The organism is Pseudomonas putida (genome assembly GCF_002906855.1).
GTDB lineage: Bacteria > Pseudomonadota > Gammaproteobacteria > Pseudomonadales > Pseudomonadaceae > Aquipseudomonas > Aquipseudomonas putida_N.
Genome location: NZ_MINI01000028.1, coordinates 1,139,117 through 1,159,481, shown reverse-complemented (window position 1 = coordinate 1,159,481; position 20,365 = coordinate 1,139,117). Strand labels below are relative to the sequence as shown.

Sequence of the window (20,365 nt, the reverse complement as noted above, 5' to 3'; positions counted from 1 at the left end):
TTGGTGGCCGCGGTGCGCGGCGGCGCCAGTCTAGAGCCTGGCCTTCGGCAACGCCAGACCGCTTGTCAGTGCCAGGCGGACGCAGTAGCGTGCGTGCTTTGCCATCCAATTGCAGGAGCAGCCATGAGCGCCACCCCCCGCATTGCCGATTACGCCATCAACGAGCAGTTCATCAACCGCTGGTCGCCACGCGCCTTCACCGCCGAACCGATCAGCGAAGAGACCCTGCTGAGCTTCCTCGAAGCGGCACGATGGGCGCCGTCGGCCTACAACTCTCAGCCGTGGCGCTTCCTCTATGCACGCCGCGATACGTCGAGTTGGGAGCGTTATCTTAGCCTGCTGGTGCCTTTCAACCGCAGCTGGGCGCAGCAGGCGTCGGCGCTGGTACTGATCATTTCCAAGACCACTTTCGCGGCGCCGGGCGCGACCGAAGAAAAGCCGGCGCTGTGGCACACCTTCGACACCGGTTCCGCCTGGGGCCACTTGGCCCTGCAGGCCAGCATCAGCGGCTGGCACACCCACGGCATGGCCGGGTTCGACCAGGCACTGGCACGCCAGGAGCTGAAGATTCCGGAAGGTTATGAGCTGCATGCCATGGTGGCGATCGGCAAGCTGGGCGACAAGGCCAGCCTGGACGAGGCGCTGCAGGCGCGTGAAGTGCCGAGCCCGCGTCGGCCGCTGAGCGAGCTGGCGGCTGAGGGCGATTTCAGCCTGTAAGGCTTGTACAGCCTGTACTGGCCTCTTCGCGGGACAAGCCCGCTCCTACAGGGGGTAGCGTACCTCTGCAGGAGCGGGCTTGTCCCGCGAAGAGGCCGGTACAGGCCAAAGAGATCAGTAACCCCGGGCGAAGTCGACTTCGCCGCGCAACCCCTGCCCCTCTGCGTACGCCCGCACATTCCCGGCAAACAACCGCACCATCGCCGCCGGCGAGGTCGGCGCCGAGCTGTGCCCGGTCAGCAACAAGCCCCAGGCGGTCCAGAACGGATGCCGTTGCGGCAGCGGCTCCTGTCGGCACACGTCGATAACCGCCCCGGCCAGGTGCCCCTCCTTCAACGCTTCGACCAAGTCGGCATCGACCACCGCCGCGCCGCGCCCGGCGTTGATGAACAGCGCCGTGGGCTGGAAGCACTGGAACAGCGCCGCGTCATACAAGTCGTGGGTGGCCGGCGTGTCCGGCAGCAGGTTGAGCACGTAATCCACCTGCCCGACCATGCGCGGCAAATCCACCAGCCCCGCGACCTCGACGAACGGCGCCTGTTCACGGGCGCTGCTGGCGATGCCATAAAGGCTCACGCCGAACGGCACGAGGAACTCTGCCACCCGCTGACCTATATCGCCGGTACCGACGATCAGCACCTTGCGCCCTTCCAGAGTGCGCCCCGGGCGGTCATCCCAGCGTCGCTCGACCTGGCTGACCAGGCGCGACAGCACCTCGCGCTCGTGGCCGAGCATGTAGGTGAGCATGTACTCGGCCATCACCTGGCCGAATATGCCCACTGCGCGAGTCAGGCGGTAATCTCGTGGCAGGCCCTCGGCCAGCAACGGCGTGATGCCCGCCCAGGTCGACTGCATCCATTGCGGCTTGTGCCCCTGGCGCAGCAGGCTCGCCAGCAAATCCGGCTGGCCCAGCCATACCGGGCACTGCGGTGCCTGGCGAGCCAGTTCGGCGGAATCGCTGCTGGTCAGGATTTCCAGCTGCGGCGCTGCCTCGCGCAATAGCTCGGCGTATCGAGCATGATCATGCTCAGCGATCAGTACACGCATGATCAGACCGGGTCGTTACGGCGCAGCAGCTCTTCGGGCAAGTGCTCGATGTACTCGTCCTCGGCCGGTGGCATCTGCAAGTGATAACCCTGGGTCTCGAGGTTTTCCAGCACCTTGGCGATGTCTTCGCGGGCCAGTTGGCGCTCCGGGGTCAACACCAGGTCGAAGGCATGCACCGGCTTGCCAAAAAACGGCAGCAGCGCCTCTGGCACCCGCTCCAGGCCTTCGGCCTTGAGCACGTAGAGGTACATTTCGTTCTTGCGTGGGCTCTTGTAGATCGAGCAGATACGTTTCATTGCTTGTCTCCGGCGCCTGCGAGGTCGTCGAGCAGGGCCTGGCCCATCCGCTCACGGCGCCAGCCGCGCAGCGAATCGGGCAGTTGGTAGGGGCCGTTGGGGTAGCCGCTCTTGAGCAGGGCTTCCAGGGCCTTCTTGCGCAGCATCAGCTCCGGGGCGATCCCCAGGCGCTCGCCTTCGGCCTGGCCGATGGCGCGCAGGCGCTTGAGGATGCCGGCGGCTTCGATCGGCAGCGGCTCAGGCAGCGGCTCAGGCCACTGTTCGGGCGGCAGGCTGCCGGCGCGCTTGATCAGCTCGAGCAGGAAGGCGCCGTCCTGACGGATGGTGCGCGGGTGCATTTCTTCAATCTTGGCCAAGGCCGAAAGGTTGTCCGGCTGGCCCTTGGCCATGGGCCACAGCGAGTGTTCCTTGAGGATGCGGTTGCGTGGCACGTCGCGGCTGCGTGCTTCGCGCTCGCGCCAGGCGCACAGTTCGCGCAGCACCGCCAACTGCTGGCGGCCCAGCTTCCAGGCGAGCTTGACGTCGCGATAGAGGATCTCGGGTTCGACCTCACGGCGCAGGGCGGCCACCAGCTCGGCGCCGTCGTCCAGCACCCAGGCGTACTTGTCGTCGGACAGGCGCGGCTGCAGGGCAGTGAACAGTTCGGCCAGGTGCACGGCATCTTCGGCGGCGTAGCTGACCTGGGTTTCCGACAGCGGGCGCTGCAGCCAGTCAGAGCGGGTTTCGCCCTTGGGCAGCTCGATGCCCAGCACTTCCTGCACCAGGCGCGAATAGCCCATGGAGAAGCCCAGGTTCAGGTAACCGGCCGCCAGCTGAGTGTCGAACAACGGTTGCGGCAGCTTGCCAGTCAGGCGCAGCAGCACTTCGAGGTCTTCGCTACAGGCGTGCAGCACCTTGACCACGTTGCTGTCGTCGAGCAGTTCGCCCAGCGGCTGCCAGTTGCCGATCAGCAGCGGGTCGATGAGGAAAGCCCGCTGCCCGTCACCGACCTGCACCAGGCCGGCTTTCGGGTAGAAGGTGTCGACCCGCATGAACTCGGTGTCGAGCGCCACGAAGGGCAGTTCACGCCACTTGCGGCAGTGTTCGGCCAGGGTCTGGTCGTCACGGATCCAGTGAATTTCGATGGCCACAAGGCTCTCCCACAAACATTGGCGCGCAGTATATACGGCGCGGGCCCTGGTGGTGAAACCTGCGCCATCCCTGGACTAGATGAACGGCCTCAGCGCTGGGCGGCCAACCACGGCCGGCAGCTGGCAAACATGTCCAGCGACTGCTGGTAGACCTCGGTGTGCACCTGCAGCAGGCCCAGCATCGAGTGGAACAGGTTGTCCTGCGACAGCGGTGCATCGCTGAGCTTGGCCAGGCAGTCGGTGTCGATACCGAAGTCCTCTTTGTAGCTGTCGGAGAACCAGGTCAGCAATGGCACGTGCTTTTGTTGTTCGGGGGCAATGGCATACGGGGTGCCGTGCAGGAACAGGTTGTACTCACCCAGCGACTCGCCATGGTCGGACAGGTAGATCATTGCCGTGTCGACCTTGTCCTGCTTGCTGCGCAGGGTGTCGATCAGCGAGGAGAGCACCTTGTCAGTGTAGGCCAGGGTGTTGTCGTAGCCGTTGATGATTTCCTGCTCGCTGCACTGGTCCAGCGCATTGCTCTGGCAAACCGGGGTGAAGCGCTCGTCGCCCTTGGGGTAGCGCTTGAAGTACTCGGGGCCGTGGCTGCCCATCTGGTGCAGCACCAGCACGGTGTCCTTGTCGAGGTTGTCGATCAGCTCGCCCAGGCCCTGCAACAGGACTTCGTCATGGCATTCGCCGCTGGCGCACAGCTGCGGGTCCTTGAGGTTGCTGACGTCGATGAACTGCACGCGGTCGCAGGTGCCTTTGCACCCCGACTGGTTGTCGCGCCACTGCACGGCCAGGCCGGCACGCTGGAGGATGTCCAGCAGCCCTTCGCGGTTCTTCGCCACGCGCGCATCATATTCCTTGCGCTTCATGCCAGAGAACATGCATGGCACCGAAACGGCGGTTTCGGTACCGCAGGAATGCACATCGGAGAAACTCACCAAGCCCTGTTCCTTGGCCAGGTTCGGGGTGGTATCGCGCTCATAGCCCAGCACGCCGAAGTGATCGGCCCGCGCACTTTCACCGACCACCAGCACGGTCAGCGATTTGCGCTCGTGTTTCTGCCAGGCGGCATCGCGTTTGGCATCTTCGCCATAATTCTGGAACGGACGCGCAGCGGTACCGACGCGCTCGTTGACATAACCGATGGTCGCGCCGACGACATTGCTCGGGGTAAGCATCAGGCGCAGTTCGTGGTGGTTGCGAAACAGCGACGACAGCCCTTGATAGTTGACCAGGGCCACCGAGCCCAGTGCCACCACGCAGGCCCCGCTGACCACCAGCTTGCCCAGCAGCTCGCGGGGCCACGGGCGGTAGGCGATCTGCGCTTTCCACAGCAGTACCGACGGCAATACGCCGAGCAAAAGAATATAGGCAGCGAACTTCAACGACATCAGGTCGCGCACTTCCGTAACATTGGTCTCGGCCATGTTGCGGAACATGCCGGCATCAATAAGCACGCCATACTGGTTCATGAAGTAAGCGGCACCCGCCCCACTCACGAACAGCACGATCAATAGCGGCTTCAATACATAACGGAAGGCGAACAGCGTCAATACCAGGTTGAACGCGAAGAGCATCAGCACGGCGAACGCCAGGCTCAGCCAAAGCCCCGATACCCCGGCGGGTACCACCTCTTGCAGGTGCTTCCAGAGGAACATGTTGAGACCGACCAGCAGGTAAACGCTGGCCAACAGCGTGACCCATTCAGTCCGCAGGGATTTGAAGTTGAGCATCGGCATTCGCAATCAAGAGTGGTTATCAACCCCCCAGGCCGGAAGGCACCGTGGGAAAGTCGGGCGAACTCTAGAAAGCGCACCATCAATTTTTCGTGAAAAAGACGGTAACAAATTCGTAAGCCGATGCATTTTTTTACATTAAATTAACTTCATTCAGCATTTGTTCAGCCGTGCAGACGTGCCTTGGCATAGGGTTCGCGATCGATGTCGAGCACTTCGACGCACAGCTGGATGTCCATACCGGCCTGGGCCGGGATGGATTCGCGCAACACCTCGAGCAGGCCGTTCGACAACTGCTGCTTCACCTCGGGTGACCGCCCGCTGAGGATGGCCAGGCGCACATGGGCGAAGGCCCGCTCACCCGGTGCGGTGCCGACCCGGTACTGCCTGAAGGCCTCGGCACGGCTCTTGATGTCGGCCTCGTCGGCGAACTGGCCACTGCCGACCAGGGCATGGTTCAGGCGCAGCAACAGCACATCGACGTTGAGTTCGCGCAGGTTGTCGCTGTATTCCAGGTTCAAGTGAGGCATGGCGCAGGTTCCAGGCACGGGAAAGGATGCGACAGCCTACCCCAGTCCCCCACCTGCGCAAAGGCGGCTATCCTCAAAGGTCAGGACCTTACCGACAACCCTGACAGAGGTGAAGAAATGCCAGTTCCGCACGATCTGCTCGCTGACCTGCACGTTACCGCTGACGCATTCCAGGCGCTCATAGACAAGGACCAGGACCTTCACAAGCTGCACAAGGAATACAACACCAAGGACAAGGAGGTGCTGGCCGCCGAGGCCAATGGCACCAACGACGAGGCGGTCAACCGCCTGCGCAAGGAAAGGCTGCTGCTCAAGGACAAGATCGAACGGATCATCCATCCGCCGAAATCCTGATAGTCATGTTTTGAAGTCACCGGCCTCATCGCGAGCTGCGCTCGTTCCTACAGGATTACACATTCCCCGTAGGAGCGAGCGCAGCTCGCGATAGGGCCAGCAGCCCTTACACCGCAGCTGAAGCCTTCAAGGCTCCATCCAGGTCTTCGATCAGGTCGCGGTAATCCTCGATCCCCACCGACAACCGCAACAGGTTCTCGCTGATCCCCATCTCGCCCTTCTGCGCCGGGCTCAACGAGTTGTGCGACATGCTCCAGGAGTGGTTGATCATGCTCTCCACACCGCCCAGCGAGTCGGCCAGCACGAAGATCTGCAGGGACTCGACCAGCCGGTTGAGCGCCGCCCGATCAGCGCCCTTGACCTTCATCGCCACCACCGCTCCGCCAGCGCGCATCTGCCGCTTGCACAGGTCGTGCTGCGGGTGGCTTTCCAGCCCCGGGTAGAACACTTGCTCGACCTGCGGGTGGCCTTCGAGGAAGCGCGCCACCTGCAGCGCATTGGCGCACTGGCGCTCCATGCGCACATCCAGGGTCTTCAGCCCACGCAGGGCCAGGTAGCAGTCGAACGGCCCCTGGATCGCGCCTACCGCCATGCTGATCTTGCGCAACCGCGCCAGCAGTTGGTCATTGGCAGCGACCACCACGCCCCCGGTGAGGTCTGAATGGCCGCCGATGTACTTGCTCGCCGAGTGCATCACCAGGTCCACGCCAAGGGTGATCGGGCGCTGGTTCCACGGTGAGCAGAAGGTGTTGTCGATGCAGGTGAGGATGCCGCGGGCACGGGCCAGGTCGCACACCGCCTTGATGTCCACCAGGTGCAGCAACGGGTTGGTCGGTGACTCGATCCAGATCAGCTGGGTCTCTGGCTTGATCGAGGCCGCCAACGCCTCGACATCATTGAGGTCGACATAGGTAGTGGTCAGGCCCGAAGTACGCCCGCGGTAGTCTTCGAGGATGCGAAAGGTGCCGCCATATACGCCATTCATCACCACCACGTGAGCGTCCTTGGGCAGCAGTTCCAGGACCGTGGCGGTGGCATTCACACCCGATGCACAGGCCACCGCACCGACACCCTCCTCCAGCGCGGCAACACAGCTTTCATAGGCATGCCGGGTCGGGTTGCCGACACGGCTGTAAGCGTATTCGGGGTGATCGTCGAGGCTGCGCTTGATGTAGGAACTGGCGGTATAGATGGGCGGGAAGATGGCGTTGTCGGCAACGCTGAACTGCTCGCCGGCGTGAATGGTACGGGTGGCGAAATTACGCGGCTTATCGGACATGGTCGGGCCCATTGGCAGGATTCAAGCCTGCAACTATGGCAACAACCTGGCGTGCCGGCAATGCCGGCGCAATTCAGGAAAATTTCCTAGGCCTGAGGTAATCTGGGGAAAATTTTTCTCGATGGTTTTGCCCTGCCATGGACAGTTTCGACCAACACATCCTCACCCTCTTGCAGCGCGACGCCTCGATCTCGCTCAAGGACCTGGCCGAAGCGGTCAACCTATCGACCACGCCGTGCTGGAAGCGGGTCAAGCGCCTGGAAGAAGAAGGCTACATCCTCGGCCGTGTCGCCCTGCTCGACCCCGAGCGCTTGGGGCTGGGGCTGACTGTATTCGTCCAGCTCAAGACCCAGCGCCACGACAGCGCCTGGCTGGAACAGTTCGCGACGACGGTGAAGGGGTTCGAGGAAGTGATGGAGTTCTACCGCATGTCCGGGGACTGGGACTACATGCTGCGGGTAGTGGTGGGCGACATCGCAGCGTATGACCGTTTCTACAAGAAGCTGATCACCAGCACCGATGGGCTGTCGAACATCACCTCCAGTTTTGCCATGGAGCAGATGAAATACACCACGGCCTTTCCGGTGCATCGACCCTGAATCGGAGCCGGCCCTTTTACGGCTAAAGCCGCGAAGAGGCCGGCCCAGGCAGCCCATCAATCCGAAGCGAGCACCGCCCCGATCCGATTTCCGGCCTTGGCTTTCTCCAGCTTGATCGCAATGAACTTGGACGTCGGCGTGTAAGTCCCCTCGCCATAACTCTCCAGCGGCACCAGCGGGTTGGTCTCGGGGTAATAAGCCGCTGCCTGGCCATCCGGAATGTCATAGGGCACCAGGCGGAAGCCCGACACCCGCCGCTCCACGCCATCCTCCCACAGCGACACCAGGTCCACCTGCTCGCCCGGCTCGAAGCCCAGGCGGCGGATGTCCGCTTCGCTGACGAACACCACCTCGCGCAGGCCGAACACCCCGCGATAACGGTCATCGAGCCCGTACAACGTGGTGTTGTACTGGTCGTGCGAACGCATGGTCTGCAGGATCAGGTCCGGCTTGTCACCGCGTGCCAGCACCTTGGCGTTGACCAGTTCCTCCGGTAGCGCGTGGGGCATGAAGCGAGCCTTGCGTGTGGCCGTGCGGAAGTTTCGGTCCGCCGCGTTGTTGCCGAGGTGGAAGCCACCCGGGTGCTGCAGGCGCTGGTTGAAATTGGCGAAGCCCGGGATAACGTCGGCGATCATGCTGCGAATGCGGTTGTAGTCGGCAACCGCGTACTCCCAGTCGATCGGCTGGTTGCCCAAGGTGGCCTTGGCCATGCCGGCGATGATCCAAGGCTCCGAACGCATGTGCGGCGAACGCGGGCGCAGCTGGCCGTTGGAGATATGCACCATGCTGAAGGTGTCTTCCACCGTCACGCCTTGCGGCCCCTCGGCCTGCATATCGATCTCGGTACGGCCCAGGCACGGCAGGATCAGGGCATCGCGCCCGGTGACCAGGTGCGAGCGGTTGAGCTTGGTGGAGATCTGCACGGTCAGCGCGCAGTTGCGCAGCGCCGCGTGGGTGCGCGGGGTATCCGGCGTGGCTTGGGCGAAGTTGCCGCCCAGGGCGACGAACACCTTGGCCTTCCCTTCTTCCATGGCCTTGATCGCCAGCACCGCGTTGTGCCCGTGGCCGCGCGGCACACGGAACTTGAAGCGTTTTTCGATGGCATCGAGCAGCGCCGCATTGGGCTTCTCGTCAATGCCCATGGTGCGGTCACCCTGTACGTTGCTATGGCCGCGCACCGGCGACAGGCCGGCACCGGGCTTGCCAACGTTGCCGCGCAGCAACTGCAGGTTGACGATTTCCTGCACGGTCGCCACCGAATGGCGATGCTGGGTGACGCCCATGGCCCAGCACATGATGACCCGCTCGGCCTTGCGGTACATGCGCGCGGCCAGCTCGATCTCGGCCAGGGTCAGGCCCGACTGCTTGACGATGTGCGCCCAGGAGGTGGCATCCACCGCCGCCAGGTAGTCATCGACGCCGCTGGTGTGCTCGGCGATGAAGGCATGGTCGAACACCGCCGGCTCGCCCTTGGACTGGGCTTCGCGTTCCCACTGCAAGAGGAACTTGGCGATACCGCGCATGGCTGCCATGTCGCCGCCCAGGGCCGGGCGGAAGTAAGCGCTAGTGGTCGGCTCGGAGCCGTTGCTGAGCATTTCGAACGGATGCTGCGGGTGCTGGAAGCGTTCCAGGCCACGCTCCTTGAGCGGGTTGAAGCACACCACCTGGGCACCGCGCTTGACCGCCTCGCGCAGCGGTTCGAGCATGCGCGGGTGGTTGGTGCCGGGGTTCTGGCCGATGACGAAGATCGCGTCAGCCAGTTCCAGGTCATGGAACACCACGGTGCCCTTGCCCACCCCGAGGGTTTCCGACATGCCGGCGCCGCTGGCTTCGTGGCACATGTTCGAGCAGTCAGGGAAGTTGTTGGTGCCGTAGGCGCGGACGAACAGCTGGTAAAGGAACGCCGCCTCGTTGCTGGCCCGGCCTGAGGTATAGAACTCGGCCTGGTCGGCCGAGTCGAGCGCGTGCAAGTGCTGGGCGATGAGCTCGAAAGCCTCTTGCCAACTGGTTTCGACGTAGTGGTCGGTGGCCGCGTCGTAGCGCATCGGGTGGGTCAGGCGGCCTTGGTATTCGAGCCAGTAGTCGGTCTGGTCGAGCAACGCGCTGACGCTGTACTTGGCAAAGAATGCCGGGTCGACCGAGCGGCCGGTGGCCTCCCAGTTAACCGCCTTGGCGCCGTTTTCGCAGAACTTGACCATGTCGCCTTCCGGCGACTCGCCCCAGGCGCAGCCCGGGCAGTCGAAGCCACCGTTCTGGTTGGTCTTGAGCATGGCCCGCAGGTTCTTGAAGGCGTTCTCGCTGCCCAGCCAGCTCTTGGTCACGCTCTTCAGCGCGCCCCAGCCGGCGGCGGGGCCCTTGTAGTCCCTGATGTGTTGGTCCTGGCTCATGCGGTCAATCCTCACGCGGCATGGAAATGTTCACCGATTCGATCTGCCCGGTGTTTTTTCCAGCCTATGGAGCCCGGCCCAGAGCCGTCCAATCGAAATACCTTACGGCACGATAAGCGCCCTCGATCATGCCCTGTAGCCCTTGCCGCACCTGGCCTGCAGCCGTGATAGAGGACATTGATCAAGCAGTCAGGGAAAGCGATTTGACGGGGCTGGCCACAGGCTATAGCTTGGATCCTGTAGCCCCCACTTCCTTTCGAGCGCCAACGTGGAACAGAACAGCAGGGCCCTGATCGACGGCTTCAACCGGAAAATCGACTACCTGCGGATGTCGGTCACAGACCGCTGCGACTTCCGTTGCGTGTACTGCATGGCCGAAGACATGCAATTCCTGCCGCGCCAGCAGATCCTCAGCCTGGAAGAACTGTTCCAGGTGGCCGAGCGCTTTGTCGCCCTCGGCACCCGCAAGATCCGCCTCACCGGTGGCGAGCCGCTGGTACGCCAGGGCATTGTCGACCTGTGCGGGCGCATTGCCGCCCTGCCCGGCCTGCGTGAATTGTGCATGACCAGCAACGGCTCGCAGCTCGGGCGCCTGGCCCAGCCGCTGTTCGACGCCGGCGTCACCCGCCTGAACATCAGCCTCGACAGCCTCGACGCCGAGCGTTTCAAGCAACTGACCCGCACGGGTGACCTGCATCAGGTGATTGCCGGCATCGACGCCGCACGCCAGGCCGGCTTCCAGCGCACCAAACTCAACTGCGTGGTGCTCAAGGGCCGTAACGACCACGAGCTGGTCGACCTAGTGCGCTTCGCCATCGACCGCGAGCTGGACATCACCTTTATCGAAGAGATGCCGTTGGGGGTGATCAACGAACATGAGCGCGGCGAGTCGTTCTGCTCCAGCGATGAGGTGCGCGAGCGCCTGGCCGAGCACTTCACCCTGATCGAATCCACAGAATCCTCCCAAGGTCCGGCGCGCTACTGGCGCCTGGCCGAAGCCGCCAGCACCCGGGTCGGTTTCATTTCGCCGCACAGCCACAATTTCTGCGCCACCTGCAACCGCGTGCGCCTGACCGTCGAAGGCCGCCTGCTGCTGTGCCTGGGCAACGAACACTCGATGGACCTCAAGCAGGTGCTGCGCGCCCACCCCGGCGATGCGGCACGGCTGGACAAAGCCATCCGTGACTCACTGCACCTCAAGCCCTACCGCCATCATTTCGAAGTCGGTGGCGAGGTGCAGATCCTGCGTTTCATGAACATGACCGGCGGCTGATCGGCTGCCTCTGGATCTCCATGATCGTCCATCCCCGCCCCGATGTGCTGCGCGTGCTGTTCACCCTCAAGGGCTCGATCGTCAAGCGCATTGCCCTGCGCTGCCTGATGGTGACCTTGCTCGCCGCGCTGATCGTGCTGGTCGAGCGGCACTTTCCGGCTTTCTTCTACCCGGTCAGCGCCACACCGTTCACCTTGCTTGGCCTGTCGCTGTCGATCTTCATGAGCTTTCGCAACAACGCCTGCTACGACCGTTGGTGGGAGGGGCGCAAGGCCTGGGGCAAGCTGATCATTGAAACCCGTTCGTTCGTGCGCGAGAGCGTGGTGATCGCCGACGAGAAACTGCGCGCCGAGCTGTTGCGCAGCCTGTGCGGGTTTGCCCATGGGCTGAATGCACGGCTGCGCAACGAGGACGAAGTGAACGCCACACGCTCATGGCTGAACGCGGCTGCTCCGGTGGCCGCGCACAACGTGTGCGATGGCATCCTGCGCGACATTGGCAGCCACTGCTCGCGGCTGGCAGAGCAAGGGCAGATCAGCGAATGGCGCTACACCCTGCTGGAGCAGCGTCTGGCCGGGCTGACCGAGGTGCAGGCCACCTGCGAGCGGATCAAGGGCTCGCCACTGCCGTTCCCCTATACCCTGCTGCTGCACCGCACCATCTACATCTTCTGCCTGTTGCTGCCGTTTGCGCTGGCCGAGCCGCTGGGTTGGCTGGCACCACTGTTCACCACCATTGTCGGCTACACCTTCTTCGGGCTGGATGCGATTGGCAACGAACTGGAGGACCCGTTCGGGCGGGATGAAAACGACCTGCCGATGGATGCCATGGTGCGCACGGTGGAGCGGGATGTGCTGGGGGCCCTGGGGGTCGAGCCGCTGCCACCGGTGTTGCTGCCGGTGGATCATGTATTGAGCTGATGGCCTCTTCGCGGGACAAGCCCGCTCCTACAGGCAAGCACATCCCTCAGAAGGAGCGGGCTTGTCCCGCGAAGAGGCCGGTATGGGCTAACCGCGGCTTTCGCAGGCTTCGATAGGCTTCAGATGCTTCACGAAATTACAGGGCCGATGCCGCGCATCCAGCTGCTCCACCAGAATGCCTTCCCAGGCCGTACGGCAAGCACCGGTCGAGCCGGGCAGGCAGCACACCAGGGTGCCGTTGGAAATCCCCGCCAGCGCCCTGCTCTGCACCGTCGAGCTGCCGATATCGAGAATGGACAAGGCGCGGAACAGTTCGCCAAAGCCATCGACGCTCCGATCCAGCAGGCACTGCACTGCCTCCGGCGTGCTGTCACGCCCGGTAAAACCGGTGCCGCCGGTAATCAGTACCACCTGCACGTCGTCATCGGCGATCCAGGTCGCCACCTGGGCGCGGATCTTGTACAGGTCGTCCTTGAGCAGCGCCCGCGCCGCCAGGCGATGGCCGACCTCCACCGAGCGGCTGGCCAGCAGATCGCCAGAGGTGTCGTTGTCGTAGGTACGGGTGTCGCTGACGGTCAGCACGGCGATATTCAGCGGTACGAAAACCGCATCAGGTTGGACGCGCACGGTGAAGCTCCTTGAATGGCATTGTCGTCACGCTAGAGGCAAGCCTGATCAGCGTCCAATCGAAATGGCGAACCGGCCGATCAATGACATCTATCGCAGACGTGGGTTAAGGTCTGCACAAACAGACCCCAGGCACTTCCATGGACATCAAGCAGCTCAAGTTCCTCATCGCCCTCGACCAGACCCGCCACTTCGGCCAGGCGGCGGCGCTGTGCCATATCACCCAGCCGACCCTGTCCATGCGCCTGCGCAACCTGGAAGACGAACTGGACCTGGTGCTGGTCAAGCGCGGCCAGCGCTTCGAGGGTTTCACCGAGGCAGGCGAGCGCATCCTGGCCTGGGCCCGCACCCTGCTCGCCGCCCATGACGGCCTGCAGGCCGAGGCCGCCAGTTGCCGTGGCCAAGTGGTCGGTAGCCTGCGCCTGGGCACCGTGCCGCTGGCCAGCTTCAACCCCATGCACCTGCTGCTGCCGCTGCGCGAGAAGTACCCCGAACTGCAGTTCCAGCTCAGTTCGCACAGCACCGAGCAGATCATGGACGGCCTCAGCCGCAACCAGCTCGACCTGGGCATCTGCTACCTCGACCAGGTCAACGCCAACTTCTTCGAAGTGATCGAACTGGGCACCACCACCATGGGCCTGCTGTTCGACACCCAGCACTTCCAGTTCGACACCGATTGCCTGCGCTGGGACGAACTCGCCGACATTCCCCTGGGCCTGCTGAGCAAGGGCATGCACTACCGTCAGTCACTGGACCTGAGCTTCCGCAGCCGCGGCCTCGAGCCCAATGCCGTGCTGGAAAGCGACTCGACCTTCCAGCTGGTGCAGGCCATCAACACCGGCGTGTGCTGCGCAATCATGCCGCTCGCTTGCGGCCTGGAAGACCTCAGTGAACACATGCGCATCCTCCCGATCACCGACGCCAGCATTCACAGCCCGGTCGGCCTGCTGCTGCGCCGCAGCGAGCCACGCTCGGCGATTGCCGAGCAGTGCTTCGACGAAGCCAAACGGCTGTTTCAATCCGCCTGATTCGCCGTTGCCTGGCGGTACTGACGCGGAGTGAAACCGGTCAATTGCTTGAACTGGCGGCTAAACGCGCTGTGGTCGGTGTAGCCGCAGCGCAGCGCCACTTCGGTGATCGGCAATTCCGAATGCAACAGCCGATGGGCGTGCTCCAGGCGTGCCTTGTGGATCATCTGCCGCGGGGTGAGGTGGAACACCCGCTTGCAGTAGCGCTCCAGCTGCGCCACGGAAATCCCGGCGATGCGGGTCAACTCACTCATGCTGATCGGCTGGTGGAAATGCCGGCGGATGTGCTCGTCCACGGCCGCCAGGCGCTGGTAGGCGGGGTGGGTGTCGGCGGCGGACTGCAGGTCGACGGAGATGCCCACCAGGCCGATGATCTCGCCCGCCGGATTGCGCAGCGGGCGCTTGTGGGTCAGGCACCAGCCCGGTTCACGGCTGCCGTACAGGTGCAGTTCGAGCTGATCTTCCAGCACCAGCCCATCCTTGAGTACCCGGCGATCCTGCTCGGTGTAGCCGGGGCCCAGTTGCGCCGGGAACACCTCGGCGCTGGTCTTGCCCAGTAGCGGCTGCAGACGCTTGAGGCCACAACGCTGGACCAGGGTGGTGTTGGCAAGCACATAGCGGGCGGCCGGGTCCTTGATGAAGATCGCGGCGTTGGGGATCGCGTCGAGGATCGGTAGCAGCAGCGAAACACCGGCCAGCAGGGCTTCGAGTGTGGCCGGACGGTGCTGGTCTAGGGACTGGTACAGGGTTGCCAGGGAGTCTTGTGTCATCTGCATGCTCTTGGTTGATGCTACTGGCCCTTTCGCGGGACAAGCCCGCTCCTACAGGTACACCACTGCCCTTTGGTCTTGTGCATTTCCTGTAGGAGCGGGCTTGCCCCGCGAAAGGGCCATCAATGCAAAAAAACTTCTAAACCCCTTATACAGCAAGGCCTGCAGCCTAATCATTCAACCGGCTTCTGCGCCAGTATTTATTACAACTGTGCCGATTTCGTCATCCCGCCTGCAGAAAACCATCAAGAACCCCCGCCCCGTTCAGGTCCACTCTATGCCCCACGCAAGCCGCCCAAGACCTACAAGAGCGCGGCCGTAAAAAGCCGCATCACGTGACATCAGACCTGCCTATCCAAAACCTACAAAAAGGCGCACCCATGTCAGGCAAATTCAAGAAACAGCTGTCATTGCTCGACCTCACCTTCATCGGCCTCGGCGCCATCTTCGGCTCCGGCTGGCTGTTCGCCGCCAGCCACGTCTCGGCCATCGCCGGGCCGGCCGGTATTCTCTCCTGGTTCCTCGGCGGCTTCGCCGTGTTGCTGCTGGGCATCGTCTATTGCGAACTTGGTGCCGCCCTGCCGCGGGCCGGTGGCGTGGTGCGCTACCCGGTTTACTCGCACGGCCCGCTGCTCGGCTACCTGATGGGCTTCATCACCCTGATCGCCTTCTCCAGCCTGATCGCCATCGAAGTGGTCGCCTCGCGCCAGTACGCCGCAGCCTGGTTCCCCGAGCTGACCAAGGCCGGCTCCAGCGACCCGACGGTGCTCGGCTGGCTGGTGCAGTTCGCCTTGCTGGGGCTGTTCTTCTTTCTCAACTACCGCAGCGTGAAGACCTTCGCCAAGGCCAACAACCTGGTCAGCGTGTTCAAGTTCATCGTCCCGCTGCTGGTGATCGGCGTGCTGTTCACCTTCTTCAAGCCAGAAAACTTCGAGGTCCAGGGCTTCGCCCCGTTCGGCCTGTCTGGCGTGGAAATGGCGGTGTCGGCGGGTGGCATCATCTTCGCCTACCTGGGGCTGACGCCGATCATCTCGGTGGCCAGCGAAGTGAAGAACCCGCAGCGCACCATCCCGATCGCACTGATCCTCTCGGTGCTGTTGTCCACCGCAATCTACGCCCTGCTGCAACTGGCTTTCCTCGGCAGCGTGCCGACCGAAATGCTCACCAACGGCTGGGCCGCGGTGACCAAGGAACTGGCCCTGCCCTACCGTGACATCGCCCTGGCCCTTGGCGTGGGCTGGCTGGCCTACCTGGTGGTTGCCGATGCGGTGATCTCCCCCAGCGGCTGCGGCAACATCTACATGAACGCCACCCCGCGCGTGGTCTATGGCTGGGCGCAGACCGGCACCTTCTTCAAGTACTTCACCCGCATCGACGCCGAGTCGGGCATCCCGCGCCCGGCGCTGTGGCTGACCTTCGCCCTGTCGGTGTTCTGGACCCTGCCATTCCCTTCCTGGGAAGCGCTGATCAACGTGGTGTCCGCCGCTTTGGTCCTGAGCTACGCCGTGGCGCCGGTCACCGTCGCCGCCCTGCGCCGCAATGCGCCAGACATGCCACGCCCATTCCGGGTCAAGGGCATGAGCGTGCTCGGCCCGCTGTCGTTCATCATCGCCGCACTGATCGTCTACTGGTCGGGCTGGAGCACCGTGTCCTGGCTGCTGGCCCTGCAGATCGTGATGTTCGTGCTGTACCTGCTGTGCGGCCGCTTCGTCCCGACCCAGCACCTGTCGCTGGCCCAGCAAGTGCGTTCGGCGGCCTGGCTGATCGGCTTCTACGCCGTGACCATCCTTCTGTCGTGGCTGGGCAGCTTCGGCGGCCTGGGCGTGCTCGGCCACCCGTTCGACACCCTGGCCGTGGCCGTCTGCGCCCTGGGCATCTACTACTGGGGCGCAGCCACCGGCGTGCCGGCTCACCTGGTGCACCTGGAAGGCGAGGATGAAAGCGAAGCCTCGGCTGAAACCTACAGCGGCCGCCCTGCCGTCGCCTCCTGATCCCATCAGCAATGGACAAGCCCATGAAACAGATTCACGTCATCGACTCGCATACCGGCGGCGAACCAACCCGCCTGGTAATGAAAGGCTTCCCGCCGCTGCAGGGGCGCAGCATGGTCGAGCAGCGCGACGAATTGCGCGAGCTGCACGACCAATGGCGCCGTGCCTGCCTGCTGGAACCGCGCGGCAACGATGTGCTGGTCGGCGCGCTGTATTGCCCACCGGTATCGGCCGACGCCACTTGCGGGGTGATCTTCTTCAACAACGCCGGCTACCTGAACATGTGCGGCCACGGCACCATCGGCCTGGTGGCCTCGCTGCAGCACCTGGGCCTGATCGAACCCGGCGTGCACAAGATTGACACCCCGGTCGGCCAAGTTAGCGCCACCCTGCATGAAGACGGCGCCATCACCGTCGGCAACGTGCCGTCCTACCGCTATCGCCAGCAAGTGGCGGTGGAGGTGCCCGGCCATGGTGTGGTGCGCGGCGACATCGCCTGGGGCGGCAACTGGTTCTTCTTGGTCTCCGAGCACGGCCAGCGCATCGAACTGGACAACCGCGAAGCCCTCACCGAGTACACCTGGGCCATGCTAAAGGCCCTCGACGCCCAAGGCATCACCGGCGAGCACGGTGCGCCGATCGACCATGTCGAACTGTTCGCCGACGACGCCCATGCCGACAGCCGCAACTTCGTCATGTGCCCGGGCAAGGCCTACGACCGCTCGCCCTGTGGCACCGGCACCAGCGCCAAGCTGGCGTGCCTGGCCGCCGACGGCAAGCTTGAGGAAGGCCAGACCTGGGTCCAGGCCAGCATCACCGGCAGCCAGTTCCACGGCCGCTACGAGCGCGACGGCGAGCGCATTCGCCCGTTCATCACCGGCCGCGCCTACATGACCGCCGACAGCACCCTGCTGATCGACGAACAGGATCCATTCGCCTGGGGCATTTGAACCCGGCTTTTTAAACCACTGAATATCGCCAGGAGTGACAACAATGACTGACAACATCTTCACCGGCACCATGCCTGCCCTGATGACCCCATGCACCGCCGCGCGCAAGCCGGACTTCGACGCCCTGGTGCGCAAGGGCCGCGAGCTGATCGAAGCCGGCATGAGCGCCGTGGTCTACTGCGGTTCGATGGGCGACTGGCCGCTGCTGACCGAAGCCGAACGCCAGGAAGGCGTGGCCCGCCTGGTGGCCGCCGGCATCCCGACCATCGTCGGCACTGGTGCGGTGAACACCCGCGAAGCCGTCGCCCACGCGGCCCACGCCGCCAAGGTGGGTGCCGCCGGCCTGATGGTCATCCCCCGTGTGCTCAGCCGCGGTGCTTCGCTGATCGCCCAGAAACACCACTTCTCGGCCATTCTCGCCGCCGCGCCGAAGCTGCCGGCGGTGATCTACAACAGCCCCTACTACGGCTTCGCCACCCGCGCCGACCTGTTCTTCGAACTGCGTCGCGAATTCCCCAACCTGATCGGTTTCAAGGAGTTCGGCGGCGGTGCCGACCTGCGCTACGCCGCCGAGCACATCACCTCGAAGGATGACGACGTGACCCTGATGGTCGGCGTCGACACCCAGGTGGTGCATGGCTTCGTCAACTGCGCCGCCACCGGTGCCATCACCGGTATCGGCAACGCCCTGCCGCGTGAAGTGCTGCAGCTGGTGAGCCTGAGCAAGCAGGCCGCCAAGGGCGACGCCAAGGCCCGCCGCCTGGCACGCGAACTGGAAGCAGCGTTGGCGGTGTTGTCGTCGTTCGATGAAGGCTGCGACCTGGTGCTGTACTACAAGCACCTGATGGTGCTCAACGGCGACACCGAGTACAGCCTGCACTTCAACGAAACCGACGTGCTCACCGATGCCCAGCGCAACTATGCCGAGCAGCAGTACGCGCTGTTCCGCAAGTGGTACGCCAACTGGTCGGCTGAGCAGAACTTGGCATAAGAAACAACGCACGCCCTGTGTAGAGGCGAGCTTGCCCCGCGAACACCGGCAAAGCCGGTGCGATGCTCCGCGTCGCCTTCTTCGCGGGGCAAGTCGGATCGCCGCACCGCCGCTCCTACAGGGATCACCTCAGTTTCAAGATCTTCTCCTGAAAGAAGGACGCCCCATGACCCTGACAGGCAACCTGCTGATCGGCCAGCGCGCCGTACCCGGCAGCCGCGACGCGATCCGCGCCATCGACCCGGCCACCAACCAGGCCCTCGAACCCGCCTATGCCGGCGGCACCGGCGAACACGTGGCCCAGGCCTGCGCACTGGCCTGGGCGGCGTTCGACGCCTACCGCGAAACCGCGCTGGAACAGCGCGCCAGTTTCCTCGAAACCATCGCCAGCGAAATCGAAGCGCTGGGCGATGCACTGATCGACCGCGCCGTGGCCGAAAGCGGCCTGCCCAAAGCGCGCATCCAGGGCGAACGTGGTCGCACCTGCACGCAACTGCGCACCTTTGCCCGGGTGGTCCGCAGCGGCGAATGGCTCGATGTGCGGGTCGACAATGCCCTGCCCGAACGCCAGCCGCTGCCGCGCGCCGACCTGCGCCAGCGCCAGGTGGCCCTGGGCCCGGTGGCGGTGTTCGGCGCCAGCAACTTCCCGCTGGCATTCTCGGTGGCAGGCGGCGACACCGCCTCGGCACTGGCCGCCGGTTGCCCGGTGGTGGTCAAGGCCCACGCCGCGCACCCTGGCACCAGCGAACTGGTCGGCCAGGCCGTGGCCCGCGCGGTCAAACACTGTGGCCTGCCTGAGGGCGTGTTCTCGTTGCTGTATGGTGCCGGCCGCGAGGTCGGCATCGCTCTGGTCAGCGACCCACGCATCAAAGCGGTCGGTTTCACCGGCTCGCGCAGCGGCGGTATTGCTCTGTGCCAGGCGGCCCAGGCACGTCCGGAGCCAATTCCGGTGTATGCCGAGATGAGCTCGATCAACCCGGTGTTTCTCTTCGACGCCGCGCTGCAGGCCCGTGGCGCAGCACTGGCACAAGGCTTCGTCGCCTCGCTGACCCAGGGCGCCGGGCAATTCTGCACCAATCCAGGCCTGGTGATCGCCCGCCAGGGGCCGGCGCTACAGCGCTTCATCGAGGCGGCCAGCGAACATGTGCGCCAGGCTGCCGCGCAGACCATGCTCACCCCGGGCATTGCCAGCGCCTATGCCGCTGGCGTCGGCGCCTTGGTCAACAACGCCAACGCTACGGTAGCCGCCAGCGGCCAGGCGCAGCAAGGGCCGAACCAATGCCAGGCGCAGCTGTTCGTGACTCAGGCCGAAGCGTTTCTCAGCGACCCAGCGTTGCAGGCCGAGGTGTTTGGCGCCGCTTCGCTGGTGGTGGCCTGCGCCAGCGACGAGCAGGTCCGCCAGGTGGCCGAGCACCTTGAGGGCCAGCTGACCGCCACGCTGCAACTGGACGATGCCGACATCGACAGCGCCCAAGCCCTGCTGCCGACCCTGGAACGCAAGGCCGGGCGCATCCTGGTCAACGGCTGGCCGACCGGTGTCGAGGTGTGTGATGCGATGGTCCACGGCGGGCCGTTCCCGGCCACCTCCGATGCCCGCACCACCTCGGTCGGCACGGCGGCGATCCTGCGCTTCCTGCGCCCGGTGTGCTACCAGGACTTCCCCGATGCCCTGCTGCCGCAGGCACTCAAGCACGGCAACCCGCTGCAGCTGCGGCGCTTGCTCGACGGTCAGCGGGAAGCCTGAGC

At 64.2% G+C, this 20,365-nt stretch carries 19 protein-coding genes; 10 read left to right on the top strand and 9 right to left on the bottom strand.

All coding sequences use genetic code 11. The annotated features are described in order from the left end of the window. Positions 1 to 123: 123 nt before the first annotated feature. A complete protein-coding gene (locus tag BGP85_RS05830; protein ID WP_103446330.1) occupies positions 124 to 717 on the top strand; it encodes a nitroreductase family protein in 594 nt (197 codons plus the stop codon). A gap of 114 nt (positions 718 to 831) precedes the next feature. On the opposite strand, the gene BGP85_RS05825 is transcribed toward BGP85_RS05830, so the two are convergent. From BGP85_RS05825 to BGP85_RS05805, 5 genes are all read right to left on the bottom strand, one after another. Next, a complete protein-coding gene (locus tag BGP85_RS05825) occupies positions 832 to 1,764 on the bottom strand; it encodes a D-2-hydroxyacid dehydrogenase (protein WP_103446329.1) in 933 nt (310 codons plus the stop codon). Between the two features lie 2 nt (positions 1,765 to 1,766). Beyond that, the gene (locus BGP85_RS05820; RefSeq protein ID WP_103446328.1) at positions 1,767 to 2,060 is read right to left on the bottom strand and encodes a YcgL domain-containing protein; all 294 of its coding nucleotides are present in this window, start codon (positions 2,058 to 2,060) and stop codon (positions 1,767 to 1,769) included. Then, positions 2,057 to 3,190, bottom strand: a complete 1,134-nt coding sequence (gene rnd, locus BGP85_RS05815; RefSeq protein ID WP_103446327.1) for a ribonuclease D — start codon at positions 3,188 to 3,190, stop codon at positions 2,057 to 2,059. Before rnd ends, BGP85_RS05820 begins: the two co-directional genes overlap by 4 nt. Positions 3,191 to 3,279: 89 nt before the next feature. Further along, a complete protein-coding gene (locus BGP85_RS05810) occupies positions 3,280 to 4,917 on the bottom strand; it encodes a phosphoethanolamine transferase (protein ID WP_103448209.1) in 1,638 nt (545 codons plus the stop codon). 167 nt (positions 4,918 to 5,084) lie between these two features. Further along, positions 5,085 to 5,450 carry a 5-carboxymethyl-2-hydroxymuconate Delta-isomerase gene (locus tag BGP85_RS05805; protein WP_103446326.1) on the bottom strand — a complete coding sequence of 122 codons (366 nt, stop codon included), beginning with the start codon at positions 5,448 to 5,450 and terminating at the stop codon, positions 5,085 to 5,087. 117 nt (positions 5,451 to 5,567) lie between these two features. On the opposite strand from BGP85_RS05805, the gene BGP85_RS05800 reads away from it, so the two are divergent. Beyond that, complete coding sequence (locus BGP85_RS05800; protein ID WP_103446325.1) at positions 5,568 to 5,804, top strand: YdcH family protein; 237 nt, start codon at positions 5,568 to 5,570, stop codon at positions 5,802 to 5,804. A gap of 106 nt (positions 5,805 to 5,910) precedes the next feature. Here BGP85_RS05800 and BGP85_RS05795 read toward each other — a convergent pair whose 3' ends face one another. Next, positions 5,911 to 7,095: a trans-sulfuration enzyme family protein gene (locus tag BGP85_RS05795; protein ID WP_103446324.1), complete on the bottom strand. Its 1,185-nt coding sequence runs from the start codon at positions 7,093 to 7,095 to the stop codon at positions 5,911 to 5,913. 125 nt (positions 7,096 to 7,220) lie between these two features. Between BGP85_RS05795 and BGP85_RS05790 the strand changes: the two genes are divergently transcribed. Next, a complete protein-coding gene (locus BGP85_RS05790) occupies positions 7,221 to 7,682 on the top strand; it encodes an Lrp/AsnC family transcriptional regulator (protein WP_103446323.1) in 462 nt (153 codons plus the stop codon). A gap of 56 nt (positions 7,683 to 7,738) precedes the next feature. On the opposite strand, the gene BGP85_RS05785 is transcribed toward BGP85_RS05790, so the two are convergent. Beyond that, positions 7,739 to 10,069, bottom strand: a complete 2,331-nt coding sequence (locus tag BGP85_RS05785; RefSeq protein ID WP_103446322.1) for an FdhF/YdeP family oxidoreductase — start codon at positions 10,067 to 10,069, stop codon at positions 7,739 to 7,741. Between the two features lie 268 nt (positions 10,070 to 10,337). Here BGP85_RS05785 and moaA point away from each other — a divergent pair, with 268 nt between their 5' ends. Beyond that, a complete protein-coding gene (gene moaA / locus BGP85_RS05780; RefSeq protein ID WP_103446321.1) occupies positions 10,338 to 11,342 on the top strand; it encodes a GTP 3',8-cyclase MoaA in 1,005 nt (334 codons plus the stop codon). 20 nt (positions 11,343 to 11,362) lie between these two features. After that, entirely contained in the window at positions 11,363 to 12,262 is a 900-nt protein-coding gene (locus BGP85_RS05775) for a bestrophin family protein (protein ID WP_103446320.1), read from the top strand. 87 nt (positions 12,263 to 12,349) lie between these two features. On the opposite strand, the gene moaB is transcribed toward BGP85_RS05775, so the two are convergent. After that, the gene (moaB, locus tag BGP85_RS05770; RefSeq protein WP_103446319.1) at positions 12,350 to 12,889 is read right to left on the bottom strand and encodes a molybdenum cofactor biosynthesis protein B; all 540 of its coding nucleotides are present in this window, start codon (positions 12,887 to 12,889) and stop codon (positions 12,350 to 12,352) included. 140 nt (positions 12,890 to 13,029) lie between these two features. Here moaB and BGP85_RS05765 point away from each other — a divergent pair, with 140 nt between their 5' ends. Then, positions 13,030 to 13,917 (top strand): LysR family transcriptional regulator, encoded by an 888-nt coding sequence (locus BGP85_RS05765; RefSeq protein WP_103446318.1) that lies wholly within the window; start codon positions 13,030 to 13,032, stop codon positions 13,915 to 13,917. Here the strand turns inward: BGP85_RS05765 and BGP85_RS05760 are convergent. Next, on the bottom strand, positions 13,905 to 14,687 hold the full coding sequence (locus BGP85_RS05760) for an AraC family transcriptional regulator (RefSeq protein ID WP_103446317.1): 783 nt from the start codon (positions 14,685 to 14,687) through the stop codon (positions 13,905 to 13,907). The two genes, BGP85_RS05765 and BGP85_RS05760, sit on opposite strands and share 13 nt — an antisense overlap. A 380-nt stretch (positions 14,688 to 15,067) precedes the next feature. On the opposite strand from BGP85_RS05760, the gene BGP85_RS05755 reads away from it, so the two are divergent. The 4 genes from BGP85_RS05755 (at position 15,068) to BGP85_RS05740 (ending at position 20,363) form a co-directional block, all read left to right on the top strand. Further along, positions 15,068 to 16,678: an APC family permease gene (locus tag BGP85_RS05755; protein ID WP_103446316.1), complete on the top strand. Its 1,611-nt coding sequence runs from the start codon at positions 15,068 to 15,070 to the stop codon at positions 16,676 to 16,678. A gap of 23 nt (positions 16,679 to 16,701) precedes the next feature. Then, positions 16,702 to 17,628, top strand: a complete 927-nt coding sequence (locus tag BGP85_RS05750; protein ID WP_103446315.1) for a 4-hydroxyproline epimerase — start codon at positions 16,702 to 16,704, stop codon at positions 17,626 to 17,628. 43 nt (positions 17,629 to 17,671) lie between these two features. Then, a complete protein-coding gene (locus tag BGP85_RS05745; RefSeq protein WP_103446314.1) occupies positions 17,672 to 18,619 on the top strand; it encodes a dihydrodipicolinate synthase family protein in 948 nt (315 codons plus the stop codon). A 166-nt stretch (positions 18,620 to 18,785) separates the two neighbouring features. Continuing rightward, a complete protein-coding gene (locus BGP85_RS05740; RefSeq protein WP_103446313.1) occupies positions 18,786 to 20,363 on the top strand; it encodes an aldehyde dehydrogenase (NADP(+)) in 1,578 nt (525 codons plus the stop codon). The last annotated feature ends 2 nt before the right edge of the window (positions 20,364 to 20,365 follow it).